General features: G+C 25.7%; 21 protein-coding genes. 19 read left to right on the plus strand and 2 right to left on the minus strand.

Features of this window, described 5'->3' with window-relative positions:
* Positions 1 to 5: 5 nt before the first annotated feature.
* Positions 6 to 998, minus strand: a complete 993-nt coding sequence (locus ABDZ71_RS00185; protein ID WP_343757619.1) for a DMT family transporter — start codon at positions 996 to 998, stop codon at positions 6 to 8.
* A 167-nt stretch (positions 999 to 1,165) separates the two neighbouring features.
* On the minus strand, positions 1,166 to 1,726 hold the full coding sequence (locus ABDZ71_RS00190) for a sugar O-acetyltransferase (protein WP_343757621.1): 561 nt from the start codon (positions 1,724 to 1,726) through the stop codon (positions 1,166 to 1,168).
* A gap of 407 nt (positions 1,727 to 2,133) precedes the next feature.
* Here ABDZ71_RS00190 and ABDZ71_RS00195 point away from each other — a divergent pair, with 407 nt between their 5' ends.
* The 19 genes from ABDZ71_RS00195 (at position 2,134) to ABDZ71_RS00285 (ending at position 24,672) form a co-directional block, all read left to right on the plus strand.
* Positions 2,134 to 3,492: an NAD(P)/FAD-dependent oxidoreductase gene (locus ABDZ71_RS00195; RefSeq protein ID WP_343757623.1), complete on the plus strand. Its 1,359-nt coding sequence runs from the start codon at positions 2,134 to 2,136 to the stop codon at positions 3,490 to 3,492.
* 320 nt (positions 3,493 to 3,812) lie between these two features.
* The gene (locus ABDZ71_RS00200; protein ID WP_343757625.1) at positions 3,813 to 4,934 is read left to right on the plus strand and encodes a (Fe-S)-binding protein; all 1,122 of its coding nucleotides are present in this window, start codon (positions 3,813 to 3,815) and stop codon (positions 4,932 to 4,934) included.
* 75 nt (positions 4,935 to 5,009) lie between these two features.
* Entirely contained in the window at positions 5,010 to 5,987 is a 978-nt protein-coding gene (locus ABDZ71_RS00205; protein WP_343757627.1) for a sulfurtransferase, read from the plus strand.
* A gap of 161 nt (positions 5,988 to 6,148) precedes the next feature.
* On the plus strand, positions 6,149 to 6,817 hold the full coding sequence (locus ABDZ71_RS00210) for a TVP38/TMEM64 family protein (protein WP_343757629.1): 669 nt from the start codon (positions 6,149 to 6,151) through the stop codon (positions 6,815 to 6,817).
* Between the two features lie 17 nt (positions 6,818 to 6,834).
* Positions 6,835 to 7,419: a CDP-alcohol phosphatidyltransferase family protein gene (locus ABDZ71_RS00215; protein ID WP_343757631.1), complete on the plus strand. Its 585-nt coding sequence runs from the start codon at positions 6,835 to 6,837 to the stop codon at positions 7,417 to 7,419.
* Positions 7,420 to 7,747: 328 nt separating this feature from the next.
* A complete protein-coding gene (locus tag ABDZ71_RS00220) occupies positions 7,748 to 8,185 on the plus strand; it encodes a hypothetical protein (protein WP_343757633.1) in 438 nt (145 codons plus the stop codon).
* Positions 8,186 to 8,721: 536 nt separating this feature from the next.
* Complete coding sequence (locus ABDZ71_RS00225; RefSeq protein ID WP_343757635.1) at positions 8,722 to 9,021, plus strand: PTS sugar transporter subunit IIB; 300 nt, start codon at positions 8,722 to 8,724, stop codon at positions 9,019 to 9,021.
* 56 nt (positions 9,022 to 9,077) lie between these two features.
* On the plus strand, positions 9,078 to 10,331 hold the full coding sequence (locus tag ABDZ71_RS00230; protein ID WP_343757637.1) for a PTS galactitol transporter subunit IIC: 1,254 nt from the start codon (positions 9,078 to 9,080) through the stop codon (positions 10,329 to 10,331).
* A gap of 88 nt (positions 10,332 to 10,419) precedes the next feature.
* Complete coding sequence (locus ABDZ71_RS00235) at positions 10,420 to 11,463, plus strand: zinc-dependent alcohol dehydrogenase (RefSeq protein ID WP_343757639.1); 1,044 nt, start codon at positions 10,420 to 10,422, stop codon at positions 11,461 to 11,463.
* Positions 11,464 to 11,679: 216 nt separating this feature from the next.
* Positions 11,680 to 14,610: a sigma 54-interacting transcriptional regulator gene (locus ABDZ71_RS00240; RefSeq protein ID WP_343757641.1), complete on the plus strand. Its 2,931-nt coding sequence runs from the start codon at positions 11,680 to 11,682 to the stop codon at positions 14,608 to 14,610.
* Positions 14,600 to 15,073, plus strand: coding sequence for a PTS sugar transporter subunit IIA (locus tag ABDZ71_RS00245; protein ID WP_343757643.1), 474 nt, complete (start codon positions 14,600 to 14,602; stop codon positions 15,071 to 15,073). The genes ABDZ71_RS00240 and ABDZ71_RS00245 overlap by 11 nt, the downstream gene beginning before the upstream one ends.
* A 52-nt stretch (positions 15,074 to 15,125) precedes the next feature.
* On the plus strand, positions 15,126 to 15,773 hold the full coding sequence (locus ABDZ71_RS00250; protein ID WP_343757645.1) for a class II aldolase/adducin family protein: 648 nt from the start codon (positions 15,126 to 15,128) through the stop codon (positions 15,771 to 15,773).
* 27 nt (positions 15,774 to 15,800) lie between these two features.
* Positions 15,801 to 16,838: a zinc-dependent alcohol dehydrogenase gene (locus ABDZ71_RS00255; protein ID WP_343757648.1), complete on the plus strand. Its 1,038-nt coding sequence runs from the start codon at positions 15,801 to 15,803 to the stop codon at positions 16,836 to 16,838.
* A gap of 1,058 nt (positions 16,839 to 17,896) precedes the next feature.
* A complete protein-coding gene (locus tag ABDZ71_RS00260) occupies positions 17,897 to 18,604 on the plus strand; it encodes a response regulator transcription factor (RefSeq protein ID WP_343757650.1) in 708 nt (235 codons plus the stop codon).
* Entirely contained in the window at positions 18,582 to 21,005 is a 2,424-nt protein-coding gene (locus tag ABDZ71_RS00265; RefSeq protein WP_343757652.1) for a HAMP domain-containing sensor histidine kinase, read from the plus strand. The genes ABDZ71_RS00260 and ABDZ71_RS00265 overlap by 23 nt, the downstream gene beginning before the upstream one ends.
* Positions 21,006 to 21,233: 228 nt before the next feature.
* Positions 21,234 to 21,986, plus strand: coding sequence for a hypothetical protein (locus ABDZ71_RS00270; RefSeq protein WP_343757654.1), 753 nt, complete (start codon positions 21,234 to 21,236; stop codon positions 21,984 to 21,986).
* A gap of 375 nt (positions 21,987 to 22,361) precedes the next feature.
* Complete coding sequence (locus tag ABDZ71_RS00275; RefSeq protein WP_343757656.1) at positions 22,362 to 22,862, plus strand: flavin reductase family protein; 501 nt, start codon at positions 22,362 to 22,364, stop codon at positions 22,860 to 22,862.
* 371 nt (positions 22,863 to 23,233) lie between these two features.
* Positions 23,234 to 23,572, plus strand: coding sequence for an arsenate reductase family protein (locus ABDZ71_RS00280; protein WP_343757657.1), 339 nt, complete (start codon positions 23,234 to 23,236; stop codon positions 23,570 to 23,572).
* A gap of 173 nt (positions 23,573 to 23,745) precedes the next feature.
* The gene (locus ABDZ71_RS00285; protein ID WP_343757660.1) at positions 23,746 to 24,672 is read left to right on the plus strand and encodes a hypothetical protein; all 927 of its coding nucleotides are present in this window, start codon (positions 23,746 to 23,748) and stop codon (positions 24,670 to 24,672) included.
* Positions 24,673 to 24,888 lie beyond the last annotated feature (216 nt).

The raw sequence follows: 24,888 nt of genomic DNA on the forward strand, positions 1-24,888 counted from the left end.
AATTATTACTCCTCATATTCTCTTAGTTTTAACATTTCTTTTGGGTTTCCTGAAACCAAAACAGCCCCAAAAACGATTATAATGCATCCTATTATGAGATTAATAGAAGGTGTATTACCGGTGTATACCCATTCTATTAATATGGCCCACATAGGATAAGTTATATTAAGAGCCATAGCTCTTCCAACTCCAGTCATACTTAATCCAAGATACCAACTTATAAAGGATGTGCTACACAATAATCCAAGAACTATAAAAATTAATGTGTTAGTACCTGTAAAAGAACTAAAAAATATATTGTAGCCTTTTATAAATGGTATAACAAAAACTAGATACATAAGAAAAGAAAGGGTTTGTCTAACTAAAATAGCTATTTCAGGATCTATAATATCCATAGCATAAGCACCAAAAACTCCTTCTAACCCCCAACCAAGAGCTGCAACAAAAGCAAAAGCTATACCTATATAAAATTTAGGATGTAAGGAAGATACTGGAGCTATATATCCTGTAGCTATTGAACCTAGGACACATAATAAAATTCCAATCAAAGTTCTTTTATTTAGCTTTTCTTTTAGAAATACAAAAGCTAAAGCTGTTCCAATTGCGGGATAACTAGAAGTTATAACAGTAGTGTATGATGGTCCGGCCATATTAATTCCAAGTAAATATCCAGACATTGCTAGGGGACCACTACAAAAAGCGCAAACAACAATTATTGCTCCTACTTTACTAAATAGACATCTACCAAATTCTTTTACTTTACCGTTATAAATGGTATAAAGCAAAATTAAAATAGATGAAAAGCCAGTGTGTATTGAGGCTGCTACAAGAGAGGCTTGAATGGCAGTAGCGTTGTTGTTGAAAGGATATCTGGTTAATAAATATCCAAGGATAACTGCATCTATTCCCCAAGTTATTCCAGAAATCAAACAACTTACTATACCATTTTTAGCATAATGTAAATCTCTATCTAAGGTTACACTTGCTATGTTCTTCAAAATTTATCATTCCTTTCATAGATAAAAGGCAATTTAAACAGTGAAATTTAAATTTTATCTATTCCATATTGAATTGTTAATGTACATTTTTATTTAGATGTGCCTTAAGTAATAAAACTAATTAAGACTCTCATAAATGATTTAGGTAAAAGTCCTTATTATTTTTATTACTTTTCTTCTATAGTTCTTAATATTCTACAAGGGTTTCCAACAGCAACTACATTAGCTGGTATGTCTTTGGTAACAACACTGCCAGAACCTATTACGCTATTATCTCCAATTGTTACTCCAGGATTTATTATAGCTCCACAACCTATCCATACATTGTTTCCTATAGTTACAGCTTTTGTATAATCAGCATTTTTAGGTCTAAGTTTTGGACTAACTAAATGTGTTGCAGTAATTATGCTTACGTTTGGTCCTATTAAAACGTCATCTCCGATTTTTACAGGACCATCATCTAAAACTAAAAAGTTGAAGTTTGCATAAAAGCTTTCTCCAATTTCCATATTAGTACCATAGTCGCAATGAAAAGGGGGTTCTATTTCAAAGTTATCTCCTATTTTACCGAATAGTTTTTTTAATATGTTTTCTCTTTGAGTTGTTGCTTCAGGATCTGTAGTATTGTATGCTTTTGTAAGATGTCTAGCTTTATTTCTTAAAAGTATTAAACTATCTTCATAAGCGTCATAAATTTCACCTTTAAGCATTTTTTCATGATTGTTCATTGTTAATTTCCTCCTTTGATATTCCGTGGATATTATAACATAGTTGGATAAATAATACAGATAATACTTTCATAAAGTTTCTTATAGATAGTATAGTATGTCATTTTAAACTATAGATAATATTATTAAAGATTAGAGTATATATCAACAATAATGAGTGTATTATGCAAGTATATAACGGTGGAGATTCATAAATTGATAGTTTTATTTTATGGTTGAAATTAAAATTAAATGATTATACAATTTTAATAAATATTAAAAAGGGAAGAAATTTAATAAAAATAGAATGTTAGTATATAAATAAGGGTAAATATAATTATATTTCTATACTTACAAAACATAATTATATAAAAATTAAAAAAATAGAAAGTAAATTTATTATATTAAAATTTATAAAGGAGCAAAAAATGTATGATATTACTATAATAGGAGCTGGTGTTAGCGGTATCTTTACTGCATATACATTGGTTAGTAAAAATGAAAAATTAGACATTAAACTTATAGATATAGGAAATCCAATAGAAAAGCGAATTTGTAAAATTAAATCAGAAGGATCTTACAAATGCAAAAATTGTGATGTATGCAATAAGTTTTTAGGCTTTGGTGGATTAGGAAAATCAGAAGGAAAGTTTAACTATACTAGCGATTTTGGAGGAGACCTTCAAGATTTAATAGGAGAAAATAGCTTTAATTATTGTATGAGTGAGGTAGATAATATATTAAAAAAATTTGGAGGAGATAAAGTAAATTTATATAGTACATATAATGAATCATTTCAAAATAAATTAGAAAAACAAGGATTTAAAGTTTTGACTTCTAAAGTGAGACATTTAGGAACAAAGTTGTCCAATGAAATTATAAAAGGTATAGAAGAGTATTTAAATGAAAGAGTAAGCATTAGTTTAAATACTAATGTTAAAGATATTTCAAAAGAAGGTGAAAATTTTGTCCTATCAACTAATAAAGAAATATTTAAAAGTAGGAAAGTAGTTTTAGCTACAGGATATACAGGATTACAATGGTTACAAAGGCAGTGTAAAAAGTTTAATATAAAGTTTGGAAAGACTAGAGTAGATTTAGGATTTAGAATAGAATTTTTAGAAAATGATTTAAAGGAAATTACTAAAGAAACCTTGGAAACAAAACTATCTTTAAAGGTGGACAATACTATTGCTACAACATATTGTATGAATCCAAAAGGTAGAGTTATAAAAAAATATCAGAGAGGTTTTGTTTTTGCAGATGGTCAAAATTATTTAGAGGGAGATGGACCTACTTTAAATACTAATTTTACATTGTTTATTCCGAAGTATTTTCCCTCCGGTAAAGCAGGGGATAGGTATGTAAAAAATATTATGACTAAAATAAATAGTTTAGATAAAGAAATTGTTATGCAAAGATTAGGAGACTTAATAAATAATCGTAGTACAACAAAAGAAAAAATTCTAAACAATTCAGTAACGCCTACCTTAAATTGTAACCCTGGGAATTTGAATGAGATAATTCCTAAAGAATATATAAATATTACTATTGAGTTTTTTAAAAGATTAGAAAAAATAATAAAAAAACCAATTAATAAGGATGCTATATTATATGGATTAGATGCTAAATTTTATAATCCATATATCCATATTGATAAAACATTTCAAAATAAAATAGAAGGATTATTTTTTATAGGAGATTGTTCAGGGGTTACATATTCTTTATCTCAAGCCGCTGCAAGTGGAGTGTATCTAGGAAATATTATATTAAATAATTGTATTTAATATTTTGCAAGTAAGTAAAATTCTTACTTGCAATTTTTTAATAGTTATTGTATTATATAAAAAATCTAATAACCAATTAAACAAATCGGAAAAGTATATTAATTTAGTTCATATTTTTATTTAATTTAAACAGAAAGGAGGTAGTAGATATAAATTTAAATTGTTTTAAAACCTACTAAACAAATATGTTAACTTATATTTTAAAATAAAAACCTAGTAAATAAATATGTAATATATGTTATAGTCTTTTTATTATATTGTTAATAATATAATGAAGAATTATTAGATTTATATAGTGAAAATTTTAAGGAGTATATAGGATGAAGAAAACTATTTGGTCAAAAGATATTGAAGATAAAATTTATAAATTTGTTAAAGATTGCTATGGATGTAAAAGTTGTATGAGAAATTGTGTTATGTTAAATGACTTTTGTAGTTCACCTAAAAAATTGTTTGAAGATTTTTTAGAAAAAGGAGAAATTAACTCTATAATTCCGTATTCTTGCAATATGTGTAAACAATGTACTTTAGTATGTCCCAAAAAGCTTAAAATAGATGAAATATTTATGGATATGAGAAAAGAATTGGTTATAGAAAATAAGGGTAAGTCTCCTATAAAAGGTCACAAAGCAGTTGATATTCACCAGAAATTGTCTTATACCAATATATTTAAAGGACAATTTAGAAAAACAAGAGTAGCTTTTATGCCTGGCTGTAGTTTATCTTCATATAATCCCCAAATTGTTGAAAAGACTAAGGATTTTTTGAGTCAACATATAAAAGATATAGGAATAATACTAAATTGTTGTGGTAAACCAACTGAAGCTATAGGAAAACAAGAGAAGTTCAAAGAAAAATATAAAATTTTAGAAACAGATATAAAAAATGTAGATGAAATAATAACAGCTTGCTCTTCTTGTTATTCTATTTTATTAAAACATAGTAAAAATATAAAAGTAAGATCTTTATGGGAAGTAATACCTAAAATAGGAATTCCAGAAGAATTAAAAAATGTAGGAAAAGAAAGTGAAATATTATTTGGAATACAGGATGCATGTACTACTAGAGACAGCTTTAATATACATGAAGGAATACGATGGATATTAAAAGAACTTGGGTATAAATTTTATGAACCTATACATACAAAGGAAAATACCATGTGCTGTGGTATGGGAGGTATGGTCTTTCCGGCTAATAAAAATATTGCCCAAAAAGTAATAAAAAGAAGAGCAATGGAATTTAAATCAGATTATGTTGTAACATACTGTGCATCATGTAGACAGGCTATGGAACTTGGAGATAAAAAATCATTACATATATTGGATTTGATTTTTGGTAAATCTTTTAATTGTGATATAGATTTTAAACAAAAACAATTAACTATTATTAAAAGTTGGGTAAATAGATATAAAACAAAAAAAGCCTGTGAAAATTATAAATAAGTATATATTTAAATTTTTAAATAATAAAATTACATGTTAATCGATTTTTATATAAGAGTAATTAGGGGGAAACAAATGAAAAAAATTATATTAGGAATTTTAGTGATTATATTAGCATTAGGATCAGTTGGATGTGGAAGAAAAGTAAAATCTAAAACTGATAGTGAACTAGAAAAACAAGAAAAAAAATATAAAAGTTATTTAAATAAAAATGTAATTATTAGTGCTAAAAGAGCAAAACAAATCATTGATAAAGGTGGAAATATATCTGTTATAGATATAAGAAAAAGTGGAGATTATAAGGAGGGACATATAAAAAATGCTGTAAATGTTTGGAGACCAGATTATGAAAGTGAAAAATATCCTTTTGGTGGAATGAGAGCAGAAAAAGAAAAAGTAGAAAAAATGTTAGGAAACTTAGGGATAGATAGTAATACATTTATACTTTTATATGATGATAAAGGAGATTATGATGCAGCTAGATTGTGGTGGATATTAGATATGTATGGACATGATAAAAGCAAAATAGCTTTAATCGATGGGGGAATAAATGGTTGGAAAGCATCTGAATTTAAAGAAACAAAAGAGGAGCCTAAAATAATTAAGAAAGAATATAAGTTTAAAGACAAAACAGATGAAAGTAAACTTGCTACTTTGAAAGAGGTTAAAGAAGGAATAAAGGATCCAAATACAATAATATTAGATACTCGTTCAATTGAAGAATTTAAAGGAGATATAAAACTTAAAGGAGCTTTTAGAAAGGGAAGAATTCCAAGTAGTCTTTGGATTGAATATAAAGATGCTTTAAATAATAAAGAAGGGGAAGACACAACATTTAAAAATATTGAAGAGCTTAAAAAAATATATAAAGCAAAAGGTATTACAAAAGATAAAAAAATAATAGTTTATTGTCAATCAGCTGTACGTTCTGCCCACACTACTTTTGTATTAACACAATTAATGGGATATAAGAATGTTAAAAACTATGATGGATCCTGGATTGAATGGAGCTATAATAAAGAGTTACCTATAAAAACTGGGGAAGATGATTAAAATAAACTATAGAAATTTAAATGTAATTATACTATATAAAAATAGAAATAAACTTAGAAAAAATCATTAATATAAATATTTTAAATTGAAGGTATGGATTGTATATCTATACCTTAGATTTTTAGATAGCATTTAATATACTAATTAAGAAAGGAAAACTTATGAAAAAAATAATTAATAAAGATTATATAAAATTTGTTATAATTATTATGTTAATAGGAATAATAGTGTTTTTATTAAAAAAATATGGTGTTTTTAATTGTTTAAGTATTACTAATATACGAAAATTAAAGATAGTTATTGGATCCTTTGGCATTATAGCTCCTTTAATTTACATTGGTATATATATAGTAGCATGTATAGTCTTTTTACCAGGATTGCCTATAACTGTTTTAGGTGCAATAGTTTTTGGGCCTATAATGGGAGCTATATGGACTTTGATAGGAGCAACTTTAGGAGCATCTTTAGCTTTTTTAATTGGAAGATATGCTGGAAGAGGTATGGTAGAAAAATGGGTAAAAGGAAAAGAAGAGTTTGAAAAGATAGATGAAGGAGTTAGAAAGCAAGGATGGAGGATGCTTATGATAACAAGATTAGTACCAGTTTTTCCTTTTAATCTTCAAAACTTTGCTTATGGATTAACCAAAATTGATTTTAAAACATATGTTTTTGTTTCGGCTATATCTATGATACCAGGAATAATTGCTTTTACATTTATGGCTGGAGCTATAGTAAGTGGAGAAGGAATAGGTAAAATATCTGTGTATATTGGTATAGGAGCAATATTTTTTGTTATAATTTCACTTATTCCTAAATGGATAAAAAAGTAGGGAAGGAAGATAGAAAAATGCTAGATACTCATTGCCGGAAATATATAAATCCTATAATAGAAAGAACAGCAAAGTTATTTATATATCTAGGTTTTTCAGCTAATAAAATTACTATTTTAGCATTTTTAGTTGGAATGTTTACAAGTGTTATGATTTATTGTAATACTTCAATTGTTGCATGTACTCTTCTTTGGATATCAGGCTTTTTAGATTCAATTGATGGAGCTGTAGCAAGAATTACAAAGAGCTCTTCTTCAATAGGAACCTTGATGGACATAGTTTCTGATAGAGTTGTTGAAATAGGCATAATTTTAGCAATAGGAATTATAAATTATAATGTAAGACTTGAACTTATAATTTTAACTTCAACCATAGTTATATCTATGACAGTATTTTTAACCGTAGGAGCTTTAAGTGTACATAAAGGAGTAAAATCATTTTATTATCAAGCTGGTATGATGGAAAGAACAGAAGGATTTATAATGTTTACTCTAATGATATTATTTCCTAAATATTTAAGTTGTATTATTTTAATATTTGCTTTGTTTATAATAATTACTGTTTTTCAAAGAATAAATGAAGCTAGAAAAATTTTGAATTAAATTAAATTTAAAAGCAGTTACATGTTTAAGTGTAACTGTTTTTAATGTGGGTAAATATTTTGATTTTTTAATTGTTAAAAGTAGTAAGACTTTATAACAGATTGTTATTAATATAGAATTGTGGTATCTTATATAATGTATATTTTATACATATAAACATAATTATTATATTTAAACCTATAAATGCTAATAGTGTACATAAAAAGATAGTTCTTTATGCTAAAAGCTTAAATGGTTGAAGTTTAAGTAATTAATAAATAGTTAATAGAAGATTACATATTAGTATTAATAGATTTTTGAAAATAAGTTATAAGAGGAGGGTACTTAGGTGAAGAATTTTAAAAGGAGAGTTATGATAAGATTAGTTTGCTTTATATCAATAATAGTAGCAGCTTTTTTATTTATAACAGTATTTTTAAATAACGATACAATTTTTTCAAAGGGAAGTTTTAAATCAAAAGGTTGTATGACAATAAATACAAAGAATAGTATGAGCATGCATTATTTAGATTTTAAAGGCTATAAATACGCGGTATTAAAGCTTAAAAGTGGAGATACATTAGATATAGTAACTAGAATAAAGACAAGAAAAGGTAATCTGAATATATCATTGGTAGATTCTAATAACAACAAGTTATATGAAACTAAAAATTCTAAAGAAGAAATTAATAAAAAAGTAAAAATAAATAAAGATGGAAGTTATAAGTTGAAAATTGCAGGTAATCATAAAGGTAGTTGTAAAATTTCATGGAATGTAAATAAGTAAATATTAGGTAGGGTAACTAGTTTAATATTTGTTTTGTTTATTTACAATAATTACTGTCTTTGAAGAATGAATAAAATCAGGAATATTTTGAATTGAAAATTAAGTTATAAAACAACTACGTTTTGAGATGTAGTTGTTTTATAATGTTTAAAATTTGAATTTGAATGTTAAGATTAATAATAATTGTTATTAAATTTTTTTTATTACTAATATCAACAGTTAGAAGTATTTAAAAATAAAATTTTAATATAAAGAATTAATCCCAAAAGTTAAAGAATTAGTTGGATTTTAGAATATATTAATTTTAAAAAGGAATAAATAGTTTGTGACAATATTAATTAGGGGTAAGTAAAGTTATATTTGATATTAATTATGTCACCATTAGAGTGGATTGTGTTATAAAATGTTTGAATATTCACATAATTCTGAATTGATTTTTAAAAATGAGTTGGTATTAGTGGATTAAAAAAATGTGCCAATGATTAGGCACGATAATTGCTATAAATATAAACAAATAATTTAAAGGAGGGATAGATATGAAATACAGAATTTTATCAGTATGTGGAACTGGAATTGCAACATCAACAGTAGCAACAGAAAAAACAAAGGAATTATTAAAAAGGAGAGGGCTAGATGTAGAAATAATTGAATGTAAGGTTTTAGAAGTATCAAATAAAATTTTAATTTTCAAACCTCATGTAATCGTACACACGACCCCTGTTAGTGATGAAGTTACGAATGGAATAAAAAAGTTTTCAGGTTTAGCTTTTTTAACTGGAGTAGGAATGGATAAAATAGCTGATGATATTGCAGAATATTTAAGGTCATTAGAATAAATTATTTTGTTAGTAATTACTAACAAATATATTAATTATGAAGGAGGAATTTACAAATGCAAATTATTCAATTTATTCTCGATTTAGGTCCTACAGTAATGATGCCAGTTATTATAACTATATTAGGAGTACTATTTGGACAAAAAATATCTAAAGCTTTTAGAGCAGGACTAACAATCGGTATAGGGTTTGCAGGAATTAATCTTGTAATAGGGTTATTAGTAAATAATCTTTCACCTGCAACCCAAGCAATGGTTACTAATTGGGGGTTAAAACTAGATATAATGGATGTAGGGTGGCCAATTGCAGCTTCAATAAGCTTTGGTACAACAATAGTTCCAGCAGTGTTTCTCATTGGAATTTTTATTAATACTGTAATGTTAGGTTTGAATTGGACAAAAACAATGAATGTTGACCTTTGGAATTATTGGCATTTTATATTTACAGGTGCATTAGTAATGTATTTAACAAATAACGTAGTAATAGGGTTAATAGCATCTGCTTTGACAATTATAATTATATTAAAATTAGCAGATTTTACAGCACCATATGTTGAAAAGTTTTTCCAAATGCCTGGAGTATCATTACCACATACAGAAACAGTTTCTTGGGCTTTAGTAGGAATTGGAATTAATAAAATTTTAGATAAAATACCAGGAATAAATAAAATTAATTTTGATACAGATACAATTCAAAAGAAATTTGGGATTTTTGGTGAACCGATGATAATGGGATTAATACTTGGGGCTGGTATAGGAGGACTTGCTAAATATCAAGTTAAAGAAATTATTGTACTAGCTGTTAACATGTCTGCCGTTATGTTTATTATGCCACGAATGGTTAGAATTCTTATGGAAGGGTTACTTCCACTTTCAGAAAGTGCAAGAGAGTTTATTAATAAGAGGTTTCCAGGCAAAGAAGTTTATATTGGATTGGATGCAGCAGTAGTTATAGGTCATCCAGCGGTTATATCAACTGGACTTATAATGATTCCTATAACTTTATTAATTGCAGCTATATTACCAGGAAATAGACTTCTTCCATTTACAGATCTAGCGGTACTACCATTTCTTGTAATATGGGCAGTGGTTCCATCAAAAGGAAATATTATTAGATCAGTAATTACATCAACAATAATGGTTTGTTTTATGTTGTTAATTGCAACAGATATAGCAGGAGTTGCAACAATTATGGCGAAAGATGTAAATTTTGCATTCCCAGAAGGTACTTCAACAATTTCATCCTTAGATGCTGGAGCACATCTTATTCCTTATATCATATTCAAAATTGTTCAATTGTTTATGACCTAATAACTATTAATAAATAAAGAACTAATTAGAATAAAATTTAATATGTTTTTGGATACTGTTATTTAATTATAAGAAAGAAGGGGTGTTCTTGAAAGGTTTAGTAAAGTTAGTTCATGGAGAAAAAAATACTGAACTAAAAGAGGTAGAAAAACCTAAAATACAATCTGGAAAAGTTTTAATTAAAGTTAAAGCGAGTGGTATTTGTGGTACAGATTTAAAATTTTACTATACTGAAGAAGGAAATACTAAGTTAAGTCCTCCAGTAATACTAGGACATGAAGGCAGTGGTGTTGTAGTTGAAGTAGCTGAGGATGTTAATGATATTAAAGTTGGAGATAGAGTAGTATCAGAAACTAATTATTCATATTGTGGTAAATGTCATTATTGTAATTCAGGGAATATAAATATGTGCATAAATGGAAGAAAAGGATTAGGATCAACAGCAAATGGTTTTTTCGCAGAATATGTTTTATGTAATAGTAAAAGGATATATAAGCTACCGGAAGAATTTTCATTTCAAGAAGCAGCTTTGATAGAGCCATTAAGTTGTTGTGTGAATGCAGTAGTTGAAACATCATCAATAAAACCAGGAAATATATGTATTGTTTTTGGTGCAGGGTTAATTGGAAATTTTACTGCCCAATTAGCTTATGCTATAGGAGCTAAGGTAGTTCTTGTGGGAACAAGAAACAGTATTGATAGATTAAAATTAGCAAATAAAATAGGAATAGAAGAAACTCTTGTTTTTGGACAAGACGATATAGAAGGATATATAGAAAATATAAGTGAGGGGTATGGAGCAGATATAGTTTTTGAGTGTTCAGGTTCAGATAAAGCATTGGCTACTGGATTGAATGTAGTTAAAAAAATGGGAGAGATAATTTTATTATCAGCACCTAATGAGATGAATTTAGATTTATGGAACCAAATTGTTTTAAAAGGTATAAAAATGATTGGGGTAATTTCTTCAAGGCCAAGTTGTTGGGAAACTGCTATGAAATTATTAAAAAATAAGAAAATAAATGTAAAAAAATTAATATCATATACCTATCCTTTAAGTAATTGGGAAGAAGCATTTAAGAAAGCAAAATTTGGGAAATCATTAAAGGTAATTTTAGAACCTAATCAATAGAAATTATAGGTAATAAGCCTAATATAGTTACTTTTTATATCAATATGCATAAATATAGTTTAAAATATTAGTAATGAAATGTAAATTTAGATAGCTTATTTGGATATTTACCTGTTATTTTAATTTGAATTTACAGATTTGGATATTATGTTATTTTAAAGAATATTATAGTGTGCCATTGGTGTGAAAATTGCTTTTAAAGGTTAGGTGAGTAAAGTGAAAAAATTATTTGATTTGGTGGACAATGAAGATAAAAAAAATCCTTTGACAGATAATCAAATTGCAAAATTTCTTAATCTTAGTAGAAGTGAAGTGGTAAAATTAAGACATGCTAATAATATTGGAAATTCAAGAGAAAGAAGAGAAGAGATATTAAAAAAGGAAATTAAAAAGATTAAAGAAAAAGAACCCTTTGTTTCTCTAAGAGCTTTAACCTCAAAGTTAAATGAGGAAGGTTTTCATATATCTAGAAATATTGTATCTAGATTATTGAAAACGATTAAAATTAAAAATGATACTATAGTAGATGATACAAAGAAAGTGGAGAAAGATTTTTTGTATTCTTCCTTTGATACTTTAATAGGAATTAGAGGTAGTTTGAAATCAAAAATAAAGTTAGCCCAAGCGGCAATTTTATATCCAACTAATGGTCTTCATACATTAATATATGGACCAGCTGGTGTAGGAAAGAGTGAATTGGCAGAATGTATGTATAAGTTTGCTATAGAATTAAAGACTAAAGAGGAAGTTGCACCTTTTATAGTTTTTAATTGTGCAGATTATGCAGACAATCCTCAATTGTTATTAGCTCAATTATTTGGATATAAAAAAGGAGCTTTTACAGGAGCTGAAGTTGATAAGAAAGGTATTGTTGAAAAAGCAGATAATGGAATATTATTTTTAGATGAAATTCATAGACTTCCTTCGGAAGGACAAGAAATGTTGTTTTATCTTATAGATAAAGGTAAATATAGAAGATTAGGTGAATCCGGTGAATTTCGTGATGCTAAGATTATGATTATTTCAGCAACTACTGAAGATATAGGAGAGTCATTGCTTACAACTTTCAAAAGAAGAATTCCTATGTTTATTGAGTTACCATCTCTTTCAAAAAGGCCTTTGGGAGAAAGATTTGAAATTATCAAAAGTTTTTTTTTACAAGAATCATCAAGAATAAATATGAGAATTATCTTAGAATACAATGTAGTAGTAGCCCTGTTATTATATGTTGCTAAAGGAAATATTGGTCAACTTCGTTCGGATATACAGGTTATATGTGCAAGAGGATTTTTGAATTGTATTATTAATAAGGAAAATTATATAAAAATTGAAATAACAGATTTATCTACTCAAATTGTTAAGGGATTATTGAGGATTAATAATAATAGATCAAAAATAGAAAAATTAATAAATGAAAATATAGAAATACTTCCATTACAACAAAAAAAAATCAAATTGATAAAACAAAATGAATATATACTTCCAAAAGAGATATACACAGAAATTGAAACAAAATATGAAAAATTAGAGAATGAAGGAATGAACAAAGATATAATAAATAGAATTCTTGGAGATGAATTAGAAATTAGAGTTAATCAATTAATAAAGCAAGTGAAAGTTAACAAGAGAAAGTTAAAAAGGAGTGATTTGAAAAATATTGTTGGTGAAAAAATTGTTAATGCTGTTGAGAATATGATGAAAAAAGCTAATGATAAGTTAGGTGAATTAGATGATAGTTTGTTTTATTGTTTAGCAACTCATCTTGCTGAATCATATGAAAGAATACTTAAAGATAAGCCTATACAAAATCCTCAATTAAACAGAATAAAAAATGATTATAAATATAAAAATGAATATGATATAGCTAAAAAAATGGCTAAAATTGCAGAATCTTATCTTAGTATTGATTTACCAGAAGAAGAAGTAGGATTTATAGCTATGTATCTTAAATCTTATTCCCAAAAGAATATATTAAATGATACACATGTAGGTGTTTTGGTACTTACACATGGGCATGTAGCTAAAGGGATTGTTGATGTAGCAAATAGACTTTTAGGGGTAGAACATGCAAGGGCTATAGAAATGTCTTTAGATGATTCTCCAAAGATAGTTTTAGAAAAAGCTATGGAGATTGTAAAAATACTAGATCAAGGTAAAGGCGTTTTAATGCTTGTAGATATGGGTTCACTTGTTAGCTTTGGAAATATAATTACTGATAAAACCGGAATACAAACAGAAACTGTTGTTAGAGTTGATACTATTATGGTGATTGAAGCTGTAAGAAAAGCTTTGCTTACTGATGCAGATTTAAGAGAAATAGCACTATCTATTAAAAGTGAAAAAGAAAATTTACCATTTCAATTAAAACATAATAATAAAATTTATTTTTCAAAATGCATACTAAGTTTGTGTTTAACAGGAAAAGGAACTGCTCAGTTTATTTCAAATTTAATCCAAAAACATATTCCACAAGCTATTAATGATATTGAGATAATATCACTTGCTATATTAAATAAAAAAAATATTTTAGATATTATAGACAATTTAAATGAAAATAAAAATATATTAGCCATAGTAGGAACTGTTAACCCATTATCACATGAAATCCCTTTTATAGCAGCAAAAGAAATTATAAAAGGAGGGGGAATTGATAGATTAAAAAAAATTATTGATATGAATATTAAAAATAATATTATATTAAAAAAATATAATGAAAGAGTATCCTTGGAAAATCTAATTCAGACAGATCTTATTATATCTAATTCAAAACTTGTGGAAAAAAATGAAATTCTAGATGAAATGGCTTCTTTATTGCATTTAAAAGGATATGTAACAGAAAATTTTATTGTTTCTGTACATCAAAGAGAATTAATGGGAGTTACAGTATATCAAAATAGTGTTGCATTACCACATGGTAGCCCAGAAGATGTGAAAAAATCTAAAATATGTATTTTAGTAACAGAAAAACCAGTAGAGTGGGGAGAAAATAATAAAATTCAAGTAGTTTTTATGATTGCACTAAATTATTATAGTAAGGCAGAATTTAAAAAAATTTATTATAAGATAAATAATACTAAAATGATTGATTTTATAAAAAAAGAAAGGAATCCAGAGCAAATTAGGGAGGTGATTATTAATGGAGGATGAATTTGTTATTGACAGTAAAGTAGTAAATATAAAATTGGATGTAAATACTTCTGATGAAGCAATAAAAACAATAGCCTTATCCTTAAAGGATGCTGAATATGTTAAAGAAAGTTATATAAAGGCTGTGTTAGAGAGAGAAAAAATATATCCCACTGGATTACCAATAGAACAATTTGGTGTAGCAATACCTCATACAGATATAGAACATGTTAATAAACCTATGATAGCTTTAGCAACATTAAAAAATCCTGTAGATTTTTATGTAATGGGTGGCTGCAATAATGAAAAAGTACCAATTAAAATTATATTTATGCTTGCAATGACAAATAGTAAATCACAAATTACATTATTAACAAAACTTATGTCACTTATTCAAGATAAATATATATTGGAACATATATATAATTCTCATGATAAAAACGACCTCCTTAATATAGTTGGTGACAAATTACAAATAAAATAAAAAGACTGAAAATTCAAAATATTAAAAATTAAATTTAAAAGGAGAGGTAAATATGTTATTGGAAAAACAAAGGGAAAAAATAATTCAAATTGCATTAGAAGTACAAAAATTAAATCTTGTAGCTTTAACTTTTGGAAATTTTAGTATAAGAGATATAGAAACAGGATATGTTTGTGTTACTCCAAGTGGAATGAAATATGAAGATTTAAAAACAGAAGATATAGTTATTATGGATACTGATTGTAATATAGTAGATGGAAGTAGAAAACCATCAATTGAAGCTTCAATGCATTGTGCAGTTTATAGAAAAAGAAAAGATGTATTTGGTATAGTTCATACACATTCGGTATATGCAACAGCTTGGGCATCTTGTAATAAAAGTATTCCTTGTGTTTTAGCTGAAACAGCAGCTGTAGTTGGAGGTACTATAAAATGTGCTCCATTTAAACCTATGGGAAGTGTTGAACTAGCAGAGGTAACAATTGAAGAATTAGGAAACTCTGATGCAGTATTAATGGAAAGGCATGGAGTATTAGCTGTAGGAAACAATATAGATGTTGCATTAGCAAATGCAATTATTGTTGAAGAATCAGCTAAAGTAGCATACTTTGCTAAAAATATTGGTGAGATTTCTGAACTACCAAAGGATGTTTGTTTAAAACTAAGAAATGATGTTATGGAAAAATATGGTCAAAAATAAATATATTTTAATATAGGAGGTAGTTTTATGAATGGAAAAATGAAAGCACAAATGTTTTATGGACCAGGAGATGTTAGATTTGAAGAAATTGATATTCCAAAAATAAATGAGGATGAAATATTAGTTAAAGTTAAGGCTGCTTTAACTTGTGGAACAGATTTAAAAACGTATAGAAGAGGACATCCATCTATTATACAAAGGATTCCATCAACTTTTGGTCATGAATTTTCAGGTGATGTAGTAGAAGTTGGAAAAAATGTTTCGAATTTTAAAGTTGGTGATAGGGTTGTTGGTGCAAATTCAGTGCCTTGTTTCCATTGTTATTATTGTAAGAGAAACATGCATAGTTTATGTGAAAATTTTGAGTTTTTAAATGGTGCTTATTCTGAGTATGTGGTTATTCCAAAACAAATACTTAAATATAATTATCATAAAATACCAATTGGATTAGACTATAGAGAAGCTGCTTTAGTTGAACCATTAGCATGTGCAGTCCATGGAATTGATAGAACACCTATAAAAGTTGGGGAAAGGGTTGTTGTTATAGGAGCAGGGCCTATTGGGTTAATGTTTGTAAGATTAGCTACGTTAAAAGGAGCTAAAGTAATATCAGTTGATTTATCAGATTATAGATTGGAACAATCTAAGAAATTTGGGGCAATAAGTACAGTAAATGCTTCAGATGAAGATCATATAGAAAAGGTGAAAGCATTAACTTTAGAAGGTAAAGGTGCAGATGTAGTTATTGAAGCTACTGGATATCCTGTTGCATGGGAAAATGGAATTAATATGATAAGAGCTGGTGGACATGTTCTTTGTTTTGGTGGTACTAAGAAAGGAACATCAATAAATATTGATTGTCAAAAATTTCATTATGAAGAATTGCATATAGAAGCTATATTTCATCATACCCCATATCACGTTAAAATGGCTTTAGAATTATTAGCTACAAAACAAGTTGATGGTAGTTTATTTTTAACAGGACAGTATCCTCTTGAAAAAATTATAGATGCATTAGAAAGTGTTGGTAGGCAAGAAGGAATAAAATATGTAATAACTCCTTAGAAATTAAGATTAAAAATGTAATATATAAGTGTCTCTTATTTGATTAAGACATTAAATAAACATTCTAAAAGCAAAGGGGTGAAAATATGATATATAGATTTACTCGATTTATTTCAGGAAAATATCTTAATGGAGTAATTGATTATTATACAAATAATCAAATAATTTTCAATTCTATTGTGGTTATTTTGGGATTTGTTTGGATTGTTTATTTAAGAAATAAGAATAAAGGAAAAAAATCAAAAAAACAAATTTTTTGGTTTTAAAATTAAATAATAAAGAGGAAAAGAGATAGATTTTGTAAAAGTAAATATATCTCTTTTTCTATTGTAAGAAATATCTAGAATTTAGTATTATTTTATAATAGTTATAAAACTATATAAATTTAGCTTTAAAAAACTTATCATTAAAAATTTAACAACTTATGGTCATAAACTGTTGTAATTTTGTTGTTAATATGATATTCTAATATAAAGAAAGTGCCTATGGCTAAGGTTTAACAACATAAGATTTAATTTTATGGTTGTTACAATTTTATTTAGAAATTGTTTCTGTTGGACATTAACATGAGATTTATTTTATTTTTTCAGGTTAAACTAACAGAATTTTTTATATTAATAGGATGCTTTTTATTACAACACAATTAATACTATATTATTTAAACAAACATAAAAAAGATATAAAGTTGGATAAGCTTAACCTTTACTTCCCCCAAACCTTATGTGGTAAAATTAAGCCTTATCCAATTTTTATGTTTAATAATAAAACTTCTCTAATTAGATAAGAAAATGTATCTATATAGGGAGTTTTTTTATTATTAATATAATATTTTAAAAATATATATTTAAGAATAGTAAGTTTATGCTTTTTAAAATTAACTTATAAAAATATTTATTTTTATAAGTTAAGGTAAAGTAATTAATTTATATTTATTTTCTCTTAAGAAATTTGAAAGAATTATATAGAAAGTATTTTAAGATTTTACATATATAATAAGATTAGAAAGTGACAAAGGAGGAGAAAAAGATGTTATAATTTCAATTGAAAGGGTGATAGAAATGACAAAAGGTAATTATAATGTCCTAGTTGTAGATGATGAATTAGAAATAAGAGACGCTATAGAAATATATTTAAAAAATGAAGGAATAAGTGTTTTTAAAGCAAAAGATGGAATAGATGCCTTAATGATTTTAGAAGAAAAAGATATCCACCTTATACTTATGGATATTATGATGCCGAGAATGGACGGTATAAAAACTACTTTTAAAATAAGAGAAAAAAAGAATATTCCTATAATAATGCTTTCAGCAAAATCAGAAGATACAGATAAAATAATGGGGCTTACTATAGGTGCAGATGATTATATTACAAAGCCATTTAATCCGTTAGAGCTTATAGCAAGAGTTAAATCTCAGCTTAGGCGTTATATGAATTTTGGGAGTAGAGATGGAAAAACAAATAAAGATGATAACATAATAATTAGAGGACTTTTATTAAATAAAAAAGAAAAGAAAGTAGAAGTTAATGGAAAAGTATTAAGATTAACTCCTACTGAATATAAAATTTTAGAACTTCTGATGGAAAATAAGGGTAGAGTATTTTCAATTGAAGATATATATGAAAAGGTTTGGAAACAAGAAGCATATAGTGCAGAAAATACAGTTGCAGTTCATATAAGAAGAATTAGAGAGAAAATAGAAATAAACCCTAAGAGTCCTGAATATTTAAAGGTGGTGTGGGGAATTGGATACAAAATTGAAAAATAATGAAAATGATATAACTAAAAAAATGGTAGATGAAAATGATAATAATGAAGAGATAGTTGAAAAACATGATACAACTAAATATGATTTAAGACAGGATAGTACAACAGAGTTTGATTATAATTTAAAGAAAGATAAGTATAATAATGATGAAAAAGATGATTATAATCTAAAGGAAGATAAAGAAAATAAGTTAGAAAAAGAAGATTTAGAAAACTTTAGAAAAAATAAAAAGAAAGATGAAAGTTTAAAATCTCGATTACTTAAGAATAAGAATTTTGTTATTATAAGCTTAATATTACTAATGGGTTTAATAAGTTTTTCATGGCTTTGTACTAAAGATTATATAGATAACTATGCTTATACAAAAAATTATTTTAGAGATGAAGAAATAGCATCACATATGTCAACATATATTGAATCATTTAAAAATTTTTATGATAAATTTAAAGATTATGATAAAAAAGATAGTAAAAATAAAATTATAGAAAATGAAATGTACAGAGTAAAGATAGAAAATAATGATAAATTAAATCAAGAAATCAAAAGAACTAATGAAAAATATACAAAGTATTTATTTGAGGGATCAGAATATAGCAAAGAGGAAAAAGATAGGTATGTATCTCAAAAGAATGAAGAAATAAAATCTGTAGAAAAAATGTATAAAAAGTCAGATGATGAGCTAAGAAAAGAAATAATATCTAAAACAGATAATGAATATAAAGAGCTTAAAGCAACTATAAATGGAAGAACAGATATAAAATATTACATGAAAGATATACAAAGTAATAGAATATATACTAATTTAGATAAGAATGATAATGTACAAGATTATATTAAAAATAAATCTATATATTCTTTTACTGATAACGACTTAACTAGATTAAATTATTATGGTTCTTCATATCTTCCAAGTTACATGGACGTAAAGTTTATAATTCCTAAGTATAAATATGGTTATGGTCCAATGTATAGTTATATAGATAAATATAATGTTAAGAAAAATAAAATACTAAAAGAAGGAATAGTAGGTCCTATATTATTATTTATTAGTATAGTAGGATTAATCTATATCATAAAGAATAAAAAGGTTGAATTTTTATATAAAGATAAGGTTATATACTTATATAAAAAGATACCAATAGATTTTAAATTAATAATGTTAATTTTTTCTACAGTCTTTATTTTAAATTGTAGAAATCCTTTTATAACAGTTGATAGTGTAGATAATATTATATTTTCAATATTGGTACTAGTTATAATGATACTAAGTATTATAATCGTTTTACTTAGCATATGGTATATAAAACTTATTTTTAAGAAGAAAGTTAACATAAAAAAAGAATTTTACAAAAGTATGATTTTCAAATTTTATGGATTTTTAGGTAAAGTATTTGAAAATAGAAATGTATTTCTTAGAACCATAGGAGTACCTGTTGTAATGGGAATTATTATATTTGGTGCTATTATTCTAATAGGACCATATACACCAGGTGGAGGAGAAGTAGCGGCAATACTTGGTATGATATATATGATATATATTATAGTGATTGTTATATATAAAATCATGTATTTTAGTGAAATATCAAAAGGTACTAAAAAAATTGTATCAGGTGACTTAGAAGTAAATATAAAAGAAAGAGGAAAAGGAGAGTTTTCTAAACTTGCAGCTAATATAAACGAAATGAAAGAGGGACTTGATAGTTCATTTAAAAAGCAAGCTAAAAGTGAAAAGTTTAAGTCAGAGCTTATAACTAACGTATCTCATGATTTAAAGACCCCTCTTACATCTATAATAAATTATGTTGATTTATTAAAAAATCCTAATTTAGATGAAGATGAAAGAAAAGCTTATATAGAGGTTTTAGATAGAAAATCTCAAAGAATAAAGGTTTTAATTGAAGATTTGTTTGAGGCTTCAAAGGTTGCAAGTGGAGCTATAGAACTAAATATTGAGAATGTTGATATAGTAGCATTACTTAGACAATCATTAGGGGAGTTTGATGAGAAAATCAAAGAATCCTCTTTAGATTTTAAAGTTAATATTGAAAGTCCTAATATACATTTGAATTTAGATGGTAAAAGAACATGGAGAGTGTTTGAAAACTTGATAGGTAATGCATTAAAATATTCTCAGCCAAATACAAGAGTATATGTAGATTTAGAAGAGTATGAAAAAAAAGCAGTGTTAACTATAAAAAATATTTCAGCTTATGAAATGAACTTTGATGCAAATGAATTAGTTGAAAGGTTTAAAAGAGGAGATACATCTAGAAATACAGAAGGATCTGGACTTGGACTTGCAATTGCAAAAAGTATTGTAGATCTTCAAGGTGGCAGCTTAGATATAAAAATAGATGGAGACTTATTTAAAGTAATTGTAGAATTTTATAAAGATAAGTAGTCCGCTCGTATAGTAGAGATTTTATAAATTTTTTAAAATTAGACAATACAATGATTTTAAATCTTAAAATTACCCTATGGAATAGATCCTAAATATATTCTATAGGGTTTTTTTTATATATAACTATACTAATTTATATTACAATAAATTAATATAGTATTTAAATTTTAAAGCTTATAATCATATCATATTAAGGTTAATTGAATATCATATATATTGGAGTAATTATTGAAAGGAAAAAATATGGCTGAAGGTAAAGATTATAAAATCATTGATGTTAAAGAAGGTAACATATTAGATGAGTTTTCTACTGATAAAGTAATACTTAGAGGAACATATCCTTATGAAAATAGCGCTTTTGCAGAAAATTTAGAGATTCAAATAATACCTGAAAAGGGGGAGGTTATTACTAAAAAGATACCTTATAGTGGATACTTTTTAAAATTGTTTTTAGAAGATTTTACTCTAAATGGTAGGGATGAAATAATGGTTAGAGGAAGTTTTGGAGGAAGCGGAAATTTTGCTATAGCAACTATTTATCAATATAAAGATAATATGCTAAAAGAAATATTTAGCCAAGATATGTTTGATAAAAAATATAAATTTAAAGCAAGATATTTGGATGATTACAAGGTGGAAATTACATCAGATCAGTTGAAACGAAAATATATTATTGATATATCTTCAAAGGATAAAAGTGTTTTAGATATAATATATAATAGTGATGGAACAGTAAAAAAAGGAGTCCTTCCTTATGTATCATCAATTAATGAAGCATTTCCAGTAAATTATGTTTATAGAGATAACTACAATTTGCTAACACAACAAAGAATAATAGGTGTTTCAAATGCGGATACAATAGGGGTTATGGAAAGTTTTATTGATTTTAAAGATGGGGATTTTAAAAATTTTTATAGTAGAGCTACAATAATGGGACAAAAATATGATAACAAAATGAGAATGTCAGTAAACTATAAATAATATATAATCTTTACATTTTTACTAATTAAATTAATTAGTAAATTGAAAGTGTAGTAGAAAATTTTATTTAAGAGATAAGTATATAATTTAGTTATTTAAAATTAAAATGTTTAAAGTGGCTATATGAAAATTTAATTTTTATATATCCACTTTAATTTCATGTCAATATATTAGATATTAATAGGAATTTTTAAAATAGGCTATAAATCTTATAATTATAAGATGAATTTAGTAATATAAAGCTAATTATAGAGTTGACGTGAAAATAATTATCAATTACAATATAAACGGAGTCAAAGGTTGGACATATATGTTATTTATTGAAAATTTATTATAATATAACATTTATATATTTAGTAGATGGAGGGGTTGTAAATGGAAAAAAAGGTTGCTAAAGCTAAAAGTTGTTTAAAACCTGCACCAGATTTATTAATTTCTTGCAGAGATAAAGAAGGAAATAATAATGCATTGGCTGTTGAATATGCATGTAATTGTAGTTTTGATCCACCAATGGTTATGGTGGGAATAGTACCTAGCCGTTATTCATATCATATGGTTAAAGAAACAGGAAAATTTGTTGTAAACTTAGTTCCAGAAAATTTAAGAGAAAAGTACGCATATCTTGGAACTCATAGTGGAAAAGATGAGAATAAATTAGAAAAATTAGAAATGAAAGTAGCTGATGGAACAAAAGTTGATGCTCCATTACTATTAGATTGTCCAGTAAACATAGAATGTACTGTTGTAGATTCTGTTAAAACAGGATCACACGAAATGTTCATAGGAAAAATAGAAGAAGTTCATGCAAATGAAGATATAGTTGATGGAGAGGGAAACATTGATTATTCAAAAATAGATCTTTTAAAATTCAGATAATCCTTTTTATTTTTATAGACAAAATGTTTAATTAGCAAAGAAAATCTCCTTGTAAGTTTTAAGAAAAGCTACAAAGAGATTTTCTTTTGTTTTATAAGAAAAATATTTGTTTTACCGTTACTAAATTAATATCTTTAATTGATATCTTAAAAATAAAATAAGATTTTTAGTGAAGTTATGAGTTCTTAGAAATATATATTTTTCTTCTATGATATAATGTTTAAAGTATTAAATATTTCATATATAGTATTTAATATAAATTAGAAATTATAATATAGCTTATATAAATTTAATGCTTTACAATAATATAGTAGTAATTTTAATATAAAAAATTACTGATTTAAGATTAAAAACACAAAAAGGAGAAAACTATGAACATTCAAATATTTGGAACTAAAAAATGTTTCGATACTAAAAAAGCAGAAAGGTATTTTAAAGAAAGAAGAATTAAATATCAATTTGTAGACTTAAAACAAAAATCTCTAAGCAAAGGTGAACTTAATAGTATTAAATCTGCAGTAGGTCTAAAGGAGCTAATTGATTCTAAGAGTAAAGAATATACTAGATTAAATATGGCAAACATAAGAACTCCTGATGTCAAAGAAAAATTACTTTTAGAAAATCCTAAATTATATAGAACTCCTATAGTTCGTAATGGAAGAAAAGCTACTGTAGGATATAAACCGGAAATTTGGAAAGAATGGGATTAATTTTATTTTTAAAATATCAGATTGTATAAAAAGACTTATGAAAAGCTTAAATTTTTCGTAAGTCTTTTTTATATTATTATATTTTATAAAAATAAATATAATAATATTCTTATATAAATAAAGGAAATAAATGGTAAAATATAGAATGAAAAATACATAAGGAGGATATAGAAATGGAAGATACAAATAAATGTTTTGATTATGACCAATATTCAGAGGATAAAATAATAACATTTAAGGTTAAAGGAAATTTATTTGATGATGGATTTGATTTAAATATTACTTTGAATATATTAAAAGATTTTCAGTATATAATGGATAAAGCATATTTAACCCTAGTAAATAAAAAGAAAATATCTGAAAAAGATAGAGAATTATATAAAATTAAAGCTATAAATTCTAAAGATAAATCTCTTATTTTAGATTTACAAATATACATTGGAAGCACAATGCAAGCAGCAATGCCAATACTATCATCTTATTCTCCAAAGCAAATGTGGGACCTTGTTAAAAATGGATATGATTTCATATCAAATATAACAAAGGCACGAAAACAAGGAAAGTCTGTTAATATAAAACAAAATAAAAATATAGATAAAATTAATGTAGAAATACAAGGAGATGAAAAAGATATTATTATAGATAAAAATACTTATATATTTTCTAATAAAGCTTATGATGACTATAATAAGCTTTCTAATTATATAGATGATGAAAATGTTGAAGAGATATCTATATATGAAAAAGATTTTTCAGAAGATGCTAATATAATAAATTTTGATGTAAATAAGAAAGAAATTTTTAAATATAAAAGCAGAATTCATGAAAATATTCTAAATTTTAAAGGCAGGATTTTTAGAATAGATGTTGATAATAAAAAAGGAAAGATTGATATCTTAGAATCTAAAGAAAAATCTATACCCTTAAATCAATATAATTTTAAAGTTTTAGATGATAAAGACATAAAAGAATGTTGTAATTATATAAATAAGCCTACAGAATTTACTGCTTTGAAAAAAATAATTGAAAATCCTTTTTTAGGAGAAGAGAAAATAGAGTGTTTAATTATTACTAAAATAAATGAGGATAATTTTAAATAAATGAAAAAATATATACTATAGAATTTTATTTGGATAACTCTAATCTAGATATTTATAAATTCATATATTTATTTATACTGTATAGCAGTTATATTAAAGTATTATCATAAATTTTAACTAAAAATATAAAGTTTATTTAATTTTACAATATAGGAATACTACATAAAAGCTAAAAAGTAAAATATACTTTTTAGCTTTTGTTTCTTGTTATTTATT

It is taken from the genome of Clostridium oceanicum, from assembly GCF_039521385.1.
Taxonomy (GTDB): Bacteria; Bacillota; Clostridia; order Clostridiales; family Clostridiaceae; genus Clostridium_F; species Clostridium_F oceanicum.